The 15,680-nt window shown below is 61.4% G+C and carries 14 protein-coding genes; 11 read left to right on the top strand and 3 right to left on the bottom strand.

Translation table 11 applies throughout. The features are described from left to right. The first annotated feature begins 92 nt into the window (after positions 1-92). Positions 93-1,460, top strand: a complete 1,368-nt coding sequence (locus BUE92_RS24235; RefSeq protein WP_073527212.1) for an NAD(P)-dependent oxidoreductase — start codon at positions 93-95, stop codon at positions 1,458-1,460. Continuing rightward, entirely contained in the window at positions 1,460-2,734 is a 1,275-nt protein-coding gene (gene preA, locus BUE92_RS24240; protein ID WP_034127958.1) for an NAD-dependent dihydropyrimidine dehydrogenase subunit PreA, read from the top strand. Before BUE92_RS24235 ends, preA begins: the two co-directional genes overlap by 1 nt. Positions 2,735-3,369: 635 nt before the next feature. Here preA and BUE92_RS24250 read toward each other — a convergent pair. Next, entirely contained in the window at positions 3,370-3,990 is a 621-nt protein-coding gene (locus BUE92_RS24250) for a TetR/AcrR family transcriptional regulator (protein ID WP_014719000.1), read from the bottom strand. Positions 3,991-4,106: 116 nt separating this feature from the next. Between BUE92_RS24250 and copC the strand changes: the two genes are divergently transcribed. The 9 genes from copC (at position 4,107) to BUE92_RS24300 (ending at position 12,710) form a co-directional block, all read left to right on the top strand. Then, complete coding sequence (gene copC / locus BUE92_RS24255; RefSeq protein WP_073526741.1) at positions 4,107-4,472, top strand: copper homeostasis periplasmic binding protein CopC; 366 nt, start codon at positions 4,107-4,109, stop codon at positions 4,470-4,472. Between the two features lie 3 nt (positions 4,473-4,475). Further along, a complete protein-coding gene (gene copD / locus BUE92_RS24260) occupies positions 4,476-5,333 on the top strand; it encodes a copper homeostasis membrane protein CopD (protein ID WP_073526742.1) in 858 nt (285 codons plus the stop codon). 277 nt (positions 5,334-5,610) lie between these two features. Continuing rightward, the gene (locus BUE92_RS24270) at positions 5,611-6,873 is read left to right on the top strand and encodes an OprD family porin (RefSeq protein WP_073526744.1); all 1,263 of its coding nucleotides are present in this window, start codon (positions 5,611-5,613) and stop codon (positions 6,871-6,873) included. Between the two features lie 211 nt (positions 6,874-7,084). Beyond that, positions 7,085-7,903, top strand: a complete 819-nt coding sequence (locus tag BUE92_RS24275; protein ID WP_073526746.1) for an NAD-dependent epimerase/dehydratase family protein — start codon at positions 7,085-7,087, stop codon at positions 7,901-7,903. A gap of 26 nt (positions 7,904-7,929) precedes the next feature. Then, a complete protein-coding gene (locus tag BUE92_RS24280; RefSeq protein WP_073526748.1) occupies positions 7,930-8,805 on the top strand; it encodes an SMP-30/gluconolactonase/LRE family protein in 876 nt (291 codons plus the stop codon). A 45-nt stretch (positions 8,806-8,850) separates the two neighbouring features. Further along, complete coding sequence (locus BUE92_RS24285) at positions 8,851-9,813, top strand: TRAP transporter substrate-binding protein (RefSeq protein WP_073526751.1); 963 nt, start codon at positions 8,851-8,853, stop codon at positions 9,811-9,813. A 66-nt stretch (positions 9,814-9,879) separates the two neighbouring features. Next, positions 9,880-10,407 carry a TRAP transporter small permease gene (locus BUE92_RS24290; protein WP_073526754.1) on the top strand — a complete coding sequence of 176 codons (528 nt, stop codon included), beginning with the start codon at positions 9,880-9,882 and terminating at the stop codon, positions 10,405-10,407. A gap of 1 nt (position 10,408) precedes the next feature. Next, positions 10,409-11,689: a TRAP transporter large permease gene (locus BUE92_RS24295; protein ID WP_073526756.1), complete on the top strand. Its 1,281-nt coding sequence runs from the start codon at positions 10,409-10,411 to the stop codon at positions 11,687-11,689. Between the two features lie 160 nt (positions 11,690-11,849). Continuing rightward, positions 11,850-12,710 (top strand): aldose 1-epimerase, encoded by an 861-nt coding sequence (locus BUE92_RS24300; protein WP_073526759.1) that lies wholly within the window; start codon positions 11,850-11,852, stop codon positions 12,708-12,710. 121 nt (positions 12,711-12,831) lie between these two features. On the opposite strand, the gene BUE92_RS24305 is transcribed toward BUE92_RS24300, so the two are convergent. Together BUE92_RS24305 and BUE92_RS24310 are read right to left on the bottom strand one after the other, a co-directional pair. After that, a complete protein-coding gene (locus tag BUE92_RS24305) occupies positions 12,832-13,977 on the bottom strand; it encodes an HlyD family secretion protein (protein WP_003192298.1) in 1,146 nt (381 codons plus the stop codon). Continuing rightward, positions 13,974-15,617, bottom strand: a complete 1,644-nt coding sequence (locus BUE92_RS24310; RefSeq protein WP_073526760.1) for an MFS transporter — start codon at positions 15,615-15,617, stop codon at positions 13,974-13,976. The genes BUE92_RS24305 and BUE92_RS24310 overlap by 4 nt, the downstream gene beginning before the upstream one ends. Positions 15,618-15,680: the final 63 nt, after the last annotated feature.

A 15,680-nucleotide genomic window follows, 5' to 3' on the forward strand; every position in this document is an offset into this window, starting at 1 on the left:
GGGAGCGGGCTTGCTCGCGAAGAGGCCAGCACAGGCAACAAAAAACCAATGCCCATCAGAGGCAGCACCTCAATAACCGTGAGGCCAACACCGTGATCCAGACCCTGACCCACCTCCCCCACCCCCGCGAAGACGGGGCCACCCTCGCCAGCCAGTTCACCGACCTGGCGCCGCCCCTCAACGCCCGCCAGGCGCAGCTGGAAGCCTCGCGCTGCCTGTACTGCTACGACGCACCCTGTGTGAATGCCTGCCCCAGCGAGATCGACATCCCGTCGTTCATCCGCAATATCCACACCGAGAACGTGCAAGGGGCCGCGCAGAAAATCCTCTCGGCCAACATCCTCGGTGGCAGTTGCGCCAGGGTTTGCCCCACAGAGATCCTGTGCCAGCAAGCCTGTGTGCGCAACAACGCTGAAGAATGCGCCCCCGTGCTGATCGGCCTGTTGCAACGCTATGCCATCGACAACGCGCACTTCAGCGAACACCCGTTCCAACGCGCCGCGCCCACCGGCAAGCGCATCGCCGTGGTCGGTGCCGGGCCCGCGGGTTTGGCCTGCGCTCACCGCGCCGCCTTGCACGGCCATGACGTGGTGATATTCGAGGCGCGGGAAAAAGCCGGCGGCCTGAATGAATACGGAATCGCCAAATACAAACTGGTGGACGACTTTGCCCAGAAGGAACTGGATTTCCTCCTGCAGATTGGCGGCATCGAGGTTCGCCACGGCCAACGCCTGGGCGACAACCTGACCTTGAGCGAACTGCACCAGCAATTCGATTCGGTGTTCCTCGGCCTGGGTCTCGCTGCGAGCAAACAGCTGGGCCTGCCCTTTGAGGACGCCCCCGGCCTGCTCGCCGCCACCGACTATATCCACGAACTGCGCCAGGCCGACGACCTCACCCAACTGCCCCTGGCCGACCGCTGCATCGTGCTCGGCGCCGGCAATACCGCCATCGACATGGCCGTGCAGATGGCCCGCCTCGGTGCCCGCGATGTCAATCTGGTATACCGCCGTGGCCTGGCCGACATGGGCGCAACCCACCACGAACAGGACATCGCCAAGGCCAATCAAGTACGGCTGTTGACCTGGGCCCAACCCGACGAAGTTCTGCTCGACGACCTAGGCCGCGTACGCGGCATGCGCTTTGCCCGCACCCGCCTGGAAAACGGTCGCCTGCTGCCTACCGGGGAAACCTTCGAATTGGCTGCCGATGCGATCTTCAAGGCGATCGGGCAAGGCTTCGACAACGACGCCCTGCACGATCCGCTGGCCCAACAACTGCATCGCGTCGGCGAGCGCATCTTCGTCGATGAGCAACTGCGCACCAGCATCCCAGGGGTGTATGCCGGCGGCGATTGCGTCAGCCTCGGCCAGGACCTCACCGTCCAGGCGGTACAACATGGCAAGCGGGCCGCCGAAGCCATGCATGCCCAACTCATGCTGACTGTGGAGGCTGCGTAATGGCCGATCTCTCGATTGTATTCGCCGGAATCAAAGCGCCTAATCCGTTCTGGCTGGCCTCCGCGCCGCCCACCGACAAAGCCTACAACGTGGTGCGCGCCTTCGAGGCCGGCTGGGGCGGCGTCGTGTGGAAAACCCTGGGGGAAGATCCGGCGGCGGTGAACGTGTCGTCGCGCTACTCCGCGCACTATGGCGCCAACCGCGAAGTGCTGGGCATCAACAATATCGAACTGATCACCGACCGTTCCCTGGAGATCAACCTGCGGGAAATCACCCAGGTGAAAAAGGACTGGCCGGACCGCGCGCTGATCGTCTCGCTGATGGTGCCTTGTGTCGAAGCGTCCTGGAAAAACATCCTGCCCTTGGTGGAGGCGACCGGCTGCGACGGCATCGAGCTGAACTTCGGCTGCCCTCACGGCATGCCCGAGCGGGGCATGGGCGCTGCCGTCGGCCAAGTGCCGGAGTACGTGGAGCAAGTGACGCGCTGGTGCAAGACGTATTGTTCGCTGCCGGTGATCGTCAAGCTCACGCCGAACATCACCGACATCCGCGTGGCGGCGCGGGCGGCCTATCGCGGCGGCGCCGATGCGGTGTCGCTGATCAACACCATCAACTCCATCACCAGCGTGGACCTGGAGCGCATGGTCGCGCTGCCGGTGGTCGGTACCCAGAGCACCCATGGCGGTTACTGCGGCTCGGCGGTGAAGCCGATTGCACTGAACATGGTCGCCGAAATCGCCCGTGACCCACAGACCAACGGCCTGCCGATCTGCGGCATCGGCGGCATCGGTACCTGGCGCGACGCCGCGGAATTCGTCGCCCTGGGCTGCGGCGCGGTGCAGGTGTGCACGGCGGCGATGCTGCACGGGTTTCGCATCGTTGAAGAGATGAAGGATGGCTTGTCGCGCTGGATGGACAGCCAGGGCCATGCCAACCTGCAGGCGTTTTCCGGGCGGGCGGTGGGCAATACCACGGACTGGAAGTACCTGGACATCAACTACCAGGTCATCGCCAAGATTGATCAAGAGGCGTGCATTGGCTGTGGGCGTTGCCATATTGCCTGCGAGGACACCTCGCACCAGGCCATTGCCAGCTTGAAGCAGGCCGATGGCACGCATCTGTATGAGGTGATCGACGATGAGTGCGTGGGCTGCAACCTGTGCCAGATCACCTGCCCGGTGGCCGACTGCATCGAGATGGTGCCGATCGACACCGGCAAGCCGTTTTTGAATTGGACGCAGGACCCGCGCAACCCCTACCGGGAAGCGGTGTAGTTCTTTAGATCGCTATCGCAGGCAAGCCAGCTCCCACATTAACGGTGGGAGCTGGCTTGCCTGCGATAGGCATAGGTATCTACACAACTCTGTAGCGCTCAACGGTAATCACGATGCGAAGCGAGCCGCTCTTGATCTTGCTCTTGATCTGCTTGTGATCTTGATCTCAGGCGCCCCGTTAAACCACGCTGGCCGGAATTCGACAGGGATTTGGGGGGTAAACCGGCAGGGATGCCGGTTTAGCCGCCCCGCGCCATGGATGGCGCGTGGCGGCGGCCCCCCAAATCACTGGCGGATTACGGGCACACCGAGCCCAAGCGAGGTGCCGAGTGGTGGGGCAAGAGCGTTTTGCTTACTTTTGCGCTTTTCAAAAGTGAGCCGCCGTCAGGGCGGAACCCTAAGTGGCCGTTACCTAAATAACGGATATGTACGCGCTCTGATCCAACATCCCAGTTGGCTGTAAGACCGTCTTCGCAGGCAAGCCAGCTCCCACATTTGGATCGCGGCGCATCAGTTAGATCAGCGTCGGATGTCAGGCCATCACGGGAACAAGCTCCCTCGCCACAGGTCCAGCGTCGCCTCGAAGTTGTGTAGATACCTATGCTGCGATAGGGCCTTGAGCCTCACTACAAGGCTTACGGCTCCAACCCAATCCCGCGCAAAATCACACCGGTCACTGTCTGAATGGCCTTCTCGAACTGCCTGTCCGACAACGGCTGGTGGTCATTCAGAATCTTCACTTGGTGGTCGAAGTCGGCATAGTGCTGGGTCGAGGCCCAGATCATGTACAGCAGGCTCGAGGGCTCCACCGGCAGGATGCGTTTGTCTTGCACCCATTGGCGAATCTTCGCTTCCTTCATCTTGGCCCAGTCATACAGGCTTTCATCCAGGGCCTCGCCGAGTGTGGGCGCGCCGTGGATGATTTCATTGGCCCAGACCTTGGAGCCATACGGGCGCGTGCGCGAGCGCTGCATCTTGGCGCGGATGTAGCTGCTGAGCACTACACGGGGGTCGTCAAAGGTTTCAAAGCTCAGGGCGTCCTGCTTCCACAACTCCAGCAAGTCGAACAGCACCGCGCTGTACAGCTCGCTCTTGGTGGTGAAGTAGTAATGCAGGTTGGAGCGCGGCAGTTGCGCTTCTTCGGCGATGTCGGCCATGGCGGTGCTGCCATAGCCTTTGTTGGCGAAGACCTTCTCCGCCGCCAGCAGGATTTTCTCGACGTTGACCCGACGAATTCCGATCTTGTGATTGCCCATGAGGGCTCCCTGACAACAACACGGCCTAAAGACTACCACCGGCTCTAGATCGGGGCGACAGGCCAAGCCGAAACTTCGTACACTGCCGGCTCCTTTCCTCTGATCGGTATTGAACAATGTTGCTCAAGAAGTCCCTGACCGCTGCTGTCCTGTTCACTGCCCTGCTGGGCGCTTCTGCGGCGTTTGCCCACGCTCACCTCAAGAGCGCGGAACCTGCGGCTGACAGCCACGTCGCCGCCCCCAAAGACCTGCGCCTGACCTTCAGCGAAGGCGTCGAAGCCACCTTTACCAAGGTCTCCTTGAGCAAGGACGGCATCGAAATCGCCATCAAGGGCCTGGAAACCCCGGACGCCGACAAGAAAACCCTGGTGGTCACGCCCGCCGCTCCGCTGGCAAGCGGCACGTATAAAGTCGAATGGCATGCGGTGTCGGTCGACACTCACAAAAGCGAAGGCACTTACAGCTTCAAGGTCGGCCAATAACCTATGGCAACCCTGCTGGTGCTGTGCCGCTTCCTGCATTTTTGCGTCGTGTTGCTAATGTTCGGGGCCTGGGTGTTCAGGCCCTGGCTGCTCGGCGCTCATGTGCAGCCGACACTGGACCGGCAATTGCTGCGCATCACCCGTGGCCTGGCCGGCTTGGGGCTGTTCACCGGGGTTGTGTGGTTGCTATTGATCACCGCCAGCATGGCCGGCAGTTGGGACTCGGCGCTGCAACCGGCCACGGTGCAGTTGGTGCTGGGCAAGACCTTTTTTGGCCAGGTATGGGCCTGGCATCTGCTACTGAATCTGCTGCTGGTGATCGTGCTGATCAAGCCCTGGCCGGCCTTGCGCTTGCCGCTGCTCGCCCTGCTGCTGGCGACCCTGGCACCCGTAGGCCATGGCGCCATGCTCGACGGGCTGAGTGGGCGGTTGCTGATCCTTAACCAGGTGGTGCACCTGCTGTGCGTTGGGGCCTGGCTCGGTGGGTTGCTGGTGTTGGTGCTGATCCTTGGGCAGGTGCAAGGCCAGCGCTTGGAACCGATTCTGCGTCGCTTCAGTGGTGTGGGATATGGCCTGGTCGGCGGCCTGCTGGTGACCGGTCTGATCAACGTGCGCGTGCTCACCGGGCAACTGTGGCCCACGCCGCTGTTCGAGGGCTTCGCCTTGATCCTGCTGATCAAGGTGGGGCTGGTGCTGGGTATGCTGGGGTTGGCGTTGTTGAACCGGTTGCGTATCAAACGCTGCGAGCAACGCCTGGGCAGTTTGAGAGCCAGCGTGATGATGGAGTGGCTGTTGGGCATTGCGGCGGTGGCTGCGGTTTCCCTGCTTGGCACCCTGCCGCCGATGGTCATGGCTGGCTGAAACCTGCGTTGCAATGCAATCAATGTAGGAGCGAGCTTGCTCGCGAAAAACGTAAACGATGACGCGTACTTCCTGAATGAACGCGGCGCCCGTGAGTTTTTCGCGAGCAAGCTCGCTCCTACAGGGGGGCGACCGTGCCGCTGCGTTGAATCGTTTCACCCAAGTCATCGTATAACTTCTGCTTGACACGCCCTCAAAACCTCGCAAATATCGCGCCCAATGTTGTACGACGACGTATGACAAATAATAAAAACAACAAAACAAAGGGAGCCTCACTGTGAGTCAATCCGCCCGTCATTCCTGCACGCGCCTGGGCCTTCTCGGTCTCGGCAGCCTGGCCGTCACCCTGCCGCTGGGTGCCAACGCCGAAGGCTTTATCGACGACGCCAAGGCCACGCTCAACCTGCGTAATGCCTACTTCAACCGCAACTTCACCAACCCGACCAACCCCCAGGGCAAGGCCGAAGAGTGGACGCAGAATTTTATCCTTGATGCCAAATCCGGCTTTACCCAGGGCACGGTCGGCTTCGGGATTGACGTGTTGGGCCTGTATTCACAAAAGCTCGATGGCGGCAAAGGCACTGCTGGCACTCAACTGTTGCCGGTGCATGACGATGGCCGCCCCGCCGACAATTTCGGGCGCCTGGGTGTCGCGCTGAAAACCAGGCTGTCGAAGACTGAATTGAAGGTGGGCGAATGGATGCCGGTGCTGCCGATCTTGCGTTCCGATGACGGCCGCTCCTTGCCCCAGACCTTTCGTGGCGGCCAAATCACCTCCAATGAAATCGCCGGCCTGACGCTCTACGGTGGCCAGTTTCGCGGCAACAGCCCGCGCAACGACGCGAGCATGGAAGACATGTTCATGAACGGCAAAGCCGCGTTCACTTCGGACCGTTTCAACTTCGGCGGCGGCGAATACACCTTCAACGACAAACGTACCCAGGTCGGCCTGTGGTACGCCGAACTGACTGATATCTACCAACAGCAGTACCTCAACCTCACCCACAGCCAGCCGCTGGGCGACTGGACCCTGGGCGCCAACCTCGGGTTCTTCAACGGCAAGGAAGACGGCAGCGCCCTGGCCGGCGACCTCGATAACAAGACCCTGTTCGCCCTGCTCTCGGCCAAATACAACGGCCACACCTTCTACGTTGGCCTGCAGAAACTCAGCGGCGACAGCGCCTGGATGCGCATCAACGGCACCAGCGGCGGCACCCTGGCCAACGACAGCTACAACGCCAGCTACGACAACGCCAAGGAAAAGTCCTGGCAGGTGCGCCACGACTTCAACTTTGTGGTGCTCGGCGTTCCGGGGCTGACCCTGATGAACCGCTATATCAGCGGCAGCAATGTACACACCGGGGCGATCACCGACGGCAAGGAGTGGGGACGTGAGTCGGAGTTGGCCTACACGGTGCAGAGCGGTGCGCTGAAGAACCTCAATGTGAAGTGGCGCAACTCGACCATGCGTCGGGACTTCAGCAATAACGAGTTCGATGAGAACCGGATTTTTATCAGCTATCCGATTTCGTTGCTCTGAATGTGGGAGGGCTTCGTCAGGTTTTTGTAGGAGCGAGCTTGCTCGCGAGAAACCCATGGGCGCCGCGTTTAATCAGAAACACGCGTTATCGTTGACGTTTTTCGCGAGCAAGCTCGCTCCTACAGAGAGCTGGACGTTGACAACATCCGGAATCCCTAACACTATTTCCCCATAGTCATACGACAACCTACAACAAAAATCTGGAAGGCCCATGACCACCACTACCCCCACTCCCTTCAACCGCCTGTTGCTCACCGGTGCCGCTGGCGGCCTGGGCAAAGTCCTGCGTGAACGCATGCGTCCTTATGCCCAGGTGCTGCGCCTTTCGGATATCGCTGAAATGGCCCCCGCCACCGATGCTCGCGAAGAAGTGCACATCTGCGACCTGGCCGACAAACACGCCGTGCATCAGTTGGTAGAGGGCGTCGACGCCATCCTGCACTTTGGCGGCGTTTCGGTGGAGCGCTCGTTCGAAGAGGTGTTGGGCGCGAACATCAGTGGCGTTTTCCATATCTACGAAGCCGCCCGCCGCCACGGGGTCAAGCGGGTGATCTTCGCCAGTTCCAACCACGTGATCGGTTTCTACAAGCAGGGCGAACAACTCGACGCCCATTCCCCGCGCCGCCCGGACAGTTATTACGGCCTGTCCAAGTCCTACGGCGAAGACATGGCCAGTTTCTACTTCGACCGTTATGGCATCGAGACCGTGAGCATCCGTATCGGCTCCTCGTTCCCGCAACCGCAGAACCGCCGGATGATGCACACCTGGCTGAGTTTCGACGACCTGACCCAACTGCTCGAACGCGCGCTGTATACGCCCAACGTCGGGCATACCGTGGTCTACGGCATGTCGGCCAACCTCGACACCTGGTGGGACAACCGCTACGCCGCCCACCTGGGCTTTGCCCCCAAGGACAGCTCCGAAGTGTTCCGCGCCCAGGTCGAGGCCCAACCGCCCGTCGCCGCCAATGACCCGGCCAAGGTCTACCAGGGCGGTGCGTTCTGCGCCGCAGGGCCGTTCGGTGACTGAGTGCCCAGCAACCCAAGGGAATGACCATGACTGCTGAACTGATTGTCGATGCCCGCAATGCCGTGGGCGAATGCCCGGTGTGGGTAGCGGAAGAAAACGCCCTGTATTGGGTGGATATCCCCAAGGGTGGCCTGCAACGCTGGAACGCCGCCACCGGCCATCTGGCGGCCTGGAAAGCCCCGCAAATGCTCGCCTGTATTGCCCGCACCAACACGGGTAACTGGGTCGCCGGCATGGAAAATGGCTTCTTCCAGCTCACGCCCCACAACGATGGAAGCCTGGGCACCACGCCCCTGGCCAGCATCGAGCATTCGCGCCCGGACATGCGTTTGAACGATGGCCGCTGCGATCGCCAGGGCCGTTTCTGGGCCGGCAGCATGGTGCTGGACATGGGCTTGAACGCCGCCGAGGGCGTCCTTTATCGCTATGGGTCCGGGGCTGCGCCCCACGCGCAATTGGACGGGTTCATCACCCTCAACGGCCTGGCTTTCAGCCCCGATGGTCGCACGATGTACGCTTCCGATTCGCACCCGCAGGTGCAAAAGGTCTGGGCGTTCGACTACGACATCGAGACCGGCACACCGTCCAATCGCCGCCTGTTCATTGATATGAACGACTTCCCCGGGCGTCCCGACGGTGCAGCCGTGGACGCCGAGGGCGGTTACTGGATCTGCGCCAACGACGCCGGGTTGATTCACCGTTTCACCCCGGACGGTCGCCTGGATCGCTCCCTGAGCGTGCCCGTGAAAAAACCCACCATGTGCGCCTTCGGGGGCAGTCGCCTGGACACTCTGTACGTCACCTCCATCCGTGACGACCCGAGTGAGCAGTCGCTGTCCGGTGGCGTGTTCGCCCTCAACCCCGGCGTCCAAGGGCTGCCCGAACCCCGCTTCATCGCTTAATCGCTGTGCCTTGAATACAACAATAACAAGACAGGAGTGACTTCCATGGACTTCAAACGCACCTTGCTCGCCGCTGCAATCTTCACCCTCAGCAGCGCCGCCCACGCGCTGGAAATCAAGTTCGCCGACATCCACCCCGCGGGCTACCCCACCGTGGTCGCCGAAGAGAACATGGGCAAGGCCCTGACCAAGGCGAGCAACGGCGAGCTGACCTTCAAGTACTTCCCCGGCGGTGTGCTGGGCTCCGAGAAGGAAGTGGTCGAACAGGCCCAGGTCGGCGCCGTGCAAATGACCCGCGTCAGCCTCGGCATCGTCGGCCCGGTGGTGCCGGACGTGAACGTGTTCAACCTGCCATTCGTGTTCCGCGACCAGGCGCATATGCGTAAGGTCATCGATGGCGAGATCGGCGACGAGATCCTCGCCAAGATCACCGACTCCGAATTCGGCCTGGTGGCCCTGGCCTGGATGGATGGCGGCACGCGCAACCTCTATACCAAGAAACCGGTGCGCAAGCTCGAAGACCTCAAAGGCATGAAGATTCGCGTCCAGGGCAACCCACTGTTCATCGATGCTTTCAACGCGATGGGCGCCAACGGCATTGCCATGGACACCGGCGAAATTTTCAGCGCCTTGCAGACCGGCGTCATCGACGGCGCGGAAAACAACCCGCCAACGCTGCTCGAGCATAACCACTACCAGAACGCCAAGTACTACACCCTCACCGAGCATTTGATCCTGCCCGAGCCCATCGTGATGTCGAAAATCACCTGGAACAAGCTCAGCCCCGCCCAGCAGGACATGGTCAAGACCGCCGCCAAGGCCGCCCAGGCTGATGAGCGCGTGCTCTGGGATGCCAAGTCCGCCAGCAGTGAAGAGAAACTCAAGAAGGCCGGCGTGGAATTCATCAGTGTCGATAAAAAACCCTTTTATGAGGCCACCGCCGGGGTTCGCGCCAAGTACGGCGCGCCGTACGCGGACATGATCAAGCGCATCGACGCCGTTCAATAACCTCCCCTGCTCCCTGCACAAGGCCCGGCGCGGTCGGCATCGACGCGCCCGGTCACGGTGAACGCCATGAAGAATCTACTGCTGCGCTTCAATGACCGCCTCTACATGACCTGCATCTGGGTCGCCGGCCTTTCGGTGCTGGGGGTCGCCTTGATCATTCCCTGGGGTATCTTCGCCCGCTACGTCCTCGGCACCGGCTCCAGCTGGCCGGAGCCCACCGCTATCCTGCTGATGCTGGTGTTCACCTTTATCGGCGCCGCCGCCAGTTATCGTGCCGGTGCGCATATGTCGGTAGCGATGGTCACTGACCGCTTGCCGCCGGCCCAACGCCGCCTCGTCGGCATTTTCTCGCAACTGCTGATGGGCACCATCTGCGTGTTCATGACGATCTGGGGCACCAAGCTGTGCCTGTCCACCTGGAACCAATTCATGAGTGCCATCCCTACCCTGCGCGTGGGCATCACCTATATGCCGATCCCGATTGGCGGCGTGCTGACCTTGGTGTTCGTGGTCGAAAAGCTGCTGCTGGGTGACCAGAGCAACCGCAAGGTGGTGCGTTTCGATGTGGTTGAAGAAAGCGAAGGGGCCGCCTGATATGGACGCATTGATTCTATTGGGCAGTTTTATTGCCTTGATCCTGATTGGCATGCCGGTGGCCTATGCGTTGGGGCTGTCGGCGTTGATCGGCGCGTGGTGGATCGACATCCCGTTCCAGGCCCTGATGATTCAGATTGCCGGCGGAGTGAACAAATTTTCGCTGATGGCGATTCCGTTCTTCGTGCTGGCCGGGGCGATCATGGCCGAGGGCGGCATGTCACGACGCCTGGTGGCCTTTGCCGGGGTGCTGGTGGGCTTTGTGCGGGGCGGCTTGTCCCTGGTCAATATCATGGCCTCGACGTTTTTCGGCGCGATTTCCGGTTCATCCGTGGCCGATACCGCCTCGGTCGGCTCGGTGCTGATTCCGGAGATGGAACGGCGTGGTTATCCGCGCGAATTCGCCACTGCAGTGACCGTCAGCGGTTCGGTGCAGGCGCTGCTGACGCCGCCCAGCCATAACTCGGTGCTGTACTCCCTGGCGGCGGGCGGCACCGTCTCCATCGCCTCGCTGTTCATGGCCGGCGTGGTGCCGGGCCTGTTGATGAGCGCGTGCCTGATGGTGCTGTGCCTGATCTTCGCGAAAAAGCGCGACTACCCCAAAGGCGAAGTCATCCCCTTGAAGCAGGCACTGAAGATCGCCGCCGATGCGCTCTGGGGCCTGATGGCCATGGTGATCATCCTGGGCGGCATCCTGTCGGGCATCTTCACCGCCACCGAGTCGGCGGCGATTGCGGTGTTATGGGCGTTCTTCGTGACCATGTTCATCTACCGCGACTACAAATGGCGCGAACTGCCCAAGCTGATGCATCGCACGGTACGCACCATTTCCATCGTAATGATCCTGATCGCTTTCGCCGCCAGCTTCGGCTACATCATGACCCTGATGCAGATCCCGGCGAAGATCACCACGCTGTTCCTGACCCTGTCGGACAACCGCTACGTGATCCTGATGTGCATCAACGTCATGCTGTTGTTGCTCGGCACGGTGATGGACATGGCGCCGCTGATTCTGATCCTCACGCCGATCCTGATGCCGGTGATCCTCGGTATCGGAGTGGACCCGGTGCACTTCGGCATGATCATGCTGGTGAACCTGGGCATTGGTTTGATCACCCCGCCGGTGGGCGCGGTGCTGTTTGTGGGTGCGGCGGTGGGCAAGACCAGCATCGAGAAAACCGTGAAGGCACTGCTGCCGTTTTATGCGGTGTTGTTTTTAGTGTTGATTGCGGTGACCTACATCCCGGCGTTGTCGCTGTGGTTGCCGAGCGTGGTCCTGTAAACCCTCTCTCAGAAACCAAGGTGAGCAACTGTGGGAGCTGGCTTGAACTGCGATAGCGGTATATCAGTCATGAATGCGTTGACTGACCGATCGCTATCGCAGGCCAGCTCCCACACTTGAACCCTCAGTGTTTGTTTTGACTTCATGAGGCAGGTCAATCGTGATTGAGCTTACTGATCAACTCACCCAACTGGTGCTCGCCCCCGCCATCGGCGGCAGCCTCGTCAACTGGACGGTACGCGCCACCGGGCAGCCGCTGTTGCGGCACAGCGACGGGCACGCGATCAATACCGGGCTGCCGGGAAAGCTGGGCTGCTATCCATTAGCGCCCTGGTCCAACCGAATCGCCCATGGTGGCTTCGACAACCCCAATGGCTGGCTGGCCCTGGCACCCAATAGCCTCACTGATCCCCTGCCGATTCACGGTTCGGCCTGGCAAGAGGCATGGCAGGTGGTGAGCCATACCAAGAATGAAGTGGTGCTGGAGTTGGAATCCACCAGGCCCTTCGCCTATCACGCCCGCCAGCGGGTGCGCTTGAACAACGGTGAGTTGAATATCCAATTGTGTGTGACTCACCTGGCCGAGCAACCGGCGTGGCATGGGCTGGGTCTGCATCCCTACTTGCCACGTCGGCCTGGCACACGGTTGCAGGCCAAGGCTGGGCAAGTGTGGATGAGCGATGCAGCCAAGCTGCCCACGGCATTGGCATCAATTCCCGAAGCCTGGGATTTCCGGCAACTCACAGAATTGCCAGAGGGCCTGGTGGATAACGGCTTTTGCGGCTGGGATGGGCGCTGCTTGATCGAACAACCGGAGCTTGGCTACCGCCTCGAATGCCAGGCCAGCGGCGCCGATTACTTCCTGCTGTACTGCCCGCCGGGGTTGGAGTTTTTCTGCATCGAGCCGGTGAGCCATCCGGTGAATGCCCATCACCTGCCGGGCAAGCCTGGCCTTAAGCTGCTGGAGCAAGGCCAGTCAACCCGCTTGGCATTCAGCCTGAAATGCACTCCAAATGCCTGAACTGTAGGAGCGCGCTTGCTCGCGAAAAACGTCAACGATAACGCGTGCTTTCAGAATGAACGCGGCGCCTGTGAGTTTTTCGCGAGCAAGCTCGCTCCTACAGTTAGAGGATGCGTCAGTGTCAGGGTGGGCTGTTTTTCAGGCGCCCTGCCGTATCGATACTCACCACCACCGACAACCCCGGCCGCAAGCGCTCACTCTCGGCCTGGTCCGGGTCAACGGTGATACGCACGGGCACCCGCTGGGCGATCTTGACGAAGTTGCCGGTGGCGTTGTCCGCCTGCAACAGGCTGAACTCGGAACCGGTGGCCGGTGAAATATGCTGCACCGTGCCATGGAATTTGCGGTGGTTCAGCGCGTCCACGGTAAACGTCACCGGCTGGCCGACCTGCACATTGTCCATCTGGGTTTCTTTCATATTGGCAATCACCCACAACTGCTTGGGCACCAGCGCCATCAGTTGCGCGCCGGAATTGACGTAGGCGCCCAGGCGCACGCCGATCTGCCCGAGCTGACCATCCCGTGGCGCCGTGATGCGTGTATTGGACAGGTCGATGCGCGCCAGTTCCACCGCCGCCTCGGCACTCGCGACGGCAGCCTCCAGGGAGCCGCGGTTGACGATCACCGTCTGCAGATCCTGGCGGGCAATTTCCAGGCTGGCCTGGGCCTGGGCCACGGCGGCAATGGTCTGGGCATTGGCTGCACGGGTCACATCCAGTTCGCGTTTGGACACCGAACCGTCACTGATCAACTCTTCATTGCGGCGCAAGTCAGCGGTGCTTTTACGAGCCTGGGCCTGGCTGTCGACCAGCGCGGCCTGACGCAGCTTGATGGTCGCTTCGGCGCTGTTGCGTTGCTGCACCACGTTGGCCAACGAGGCCTTCTGCACCGCCAGTTGCGCCAGCGCCTGGTCGAGGCGCTGCTTGTAGATGCGGTCGTCCAGGCGCACCAGCAGGTCGCCGGTCTTGACGTACTGGAAGTCTTGCACCGGCACTTCGAATACATAGCCGCTGAGCTGCGGGCCGATAATCGTCACCTGCCCACGCACCAAGGCGTTCTCAGTGGTTTCCACCGCGCTGCTGAACGGCGGCAGTTGCCAGGCGTACAGCACGATCAGCACACCGATGATGGCGATGGCGGCAAAGCCCAGGGACGAGATGATACGCACGCGCAAGGGCCGCAATTGGGTCGGCACCGCGCCCGGTGGCGTGCTGCCTTCCGGCGTGGCGGCGATGGCGGTCGTGGTGGTGGTAGAAGGTTCAGTCATGAAGTCGCGCCGCTGGGTTGAACAGGAGGAATTGCCTTGGTGGTGCTCATCAACCACAGGCTGCGGGTGAAGATCCAGAGCATGGTCAGGATCGCGATAATCGCGATCAGCATGAAGACATCGTTGTAAGCCATGACGTTCGCCTCGCGAGTGGCCGCCGTGGCCAGGCTGCGGATGCCCATGAGGTTGCGCAGTTCCGGGTCAGCGACGATCTTGCCATAGGCCGCCCCACCACTCTGCACCCGCGCCGCCACAAGCGGGTCGATCAGGGTCAGGTGCTCGACGATCATGCTCGAATGATACTTCTCGCGCACGATCTGGAAGGTGCCCAGCAACGCCGCGCCGATCAGGCCGCCGAGGTTCTGGCAGATGCCGAACATCACCGAGAAGCTCACCAGGTTGCGCGGGTTGGTCAACACGTTTTTGGTGCCCAGCACCATGGTCGGCCCCAGGAAGAATGTGCCGCCAAAGCCTAGCAGGAACTGGCTGATATAGAGATTCTGCGGGCGGGTCAGGTTGCTGGAAAAACTGTCCATCACCGAACCTGTCGCCATCAGCGCCAGGGAGATGATCAGCGGCATCAGCAAGTGCGCCGGGTTGATGGTCAGCGCACTGATCACCAGCCCGGCAATCGCCCCGGCCAGCATCACCACGTACAGGGTGTGCATCTGCTGGTAGCTCATGTTCAGCATCTGCATGAACCCTACCGCACCAGTGGACTGCTCGGACAGCACCATGCGAATCAGCACCACCGCCAATGCCAGGCGAATCATCACACCGCTGCCCAGCCAGCGCGTCATCAGCATCGGGTTGCTGCGGTTATGCTCGATGGCAAGCCCCGCCATGATCAGCACCAGGGAGCAGGCCGAGGCTACGCCGATCCACGGCGCTTCCAGCCACCAGTCGATGCGCCCCAAGGACAGCACCGCACAGAGCAAGGCCACGCCGCTGGCGAGGATGGCAAAGGTGAGAAAATCGAGTTTTTCAAAGGTCTTGAAGCGATCGCCCGGCGGCAGCTTGAGCAGGAACACGCAGCCCAGGCAGATCAGCGCCAGGCCCAGTTCGAACAGGTACAACCCGCGCCATTCGGCAATCTGCAGCAAGTCTTCGGAGAACAGCCGCGCCAGCGGTAACGCCAATTGCGCGGTGCCCAGCCCCAGTACCAGCGCTTTCAACCGCCACTTGGCCGGGAATGCCTGGATCATGTAGTACAAGCCCAACGAACTGAGCGCCGCACCCACCATGCCATGGGCGGCCCGTACCGCAATCGCCGAACTGAGGTCATTGACGAACAAGTGCCCGAAGGTCACCAGTGCGTAGAGCACCAGGAACACCTCGGTAAACGCACGCAGGCCGAACTGCTGACGAAACTTCACCAGCAGCAGGTTCATGCACACGTTGGTCATTACATACGCGGCGGGCAGCCAGGCCATTTCCGCGGTGGTCGCGCCCAGGGCGCCTTGCAGGTATTGCAGGTTGGCGATGACCAGGGCATTGCCGAGACCGCCGGTGATCGCCACCAGCACCCCGACCATCGCGAAGAGCCAGCGCTTATGCGTAGGGTGCAGCGGCGTCGACGGCGAGCCAGGCAGGCTCGGCCGCTCGTGGGGCTGCCAGGTGTGAGGGGTGTATTTATCCATTCGGTGACCTTGATGAGCCGACGTGCAAGGCCGGAGAGTTGACTCACAGGCAGTATAAACCTG

Origin of the sequence: Pseudomonas fluorescens, assembly GCF_001902145.1 — a bacterium.
In the GTDB taxonomy this organism is placed as follows: Bacteria; Pseudomonadota; Gammaproteobacteria; order Pseudomonadales; family Pseudomonadaceae; genus Aquipseudomonas; species Aquipseudomonas fluorescens_BV.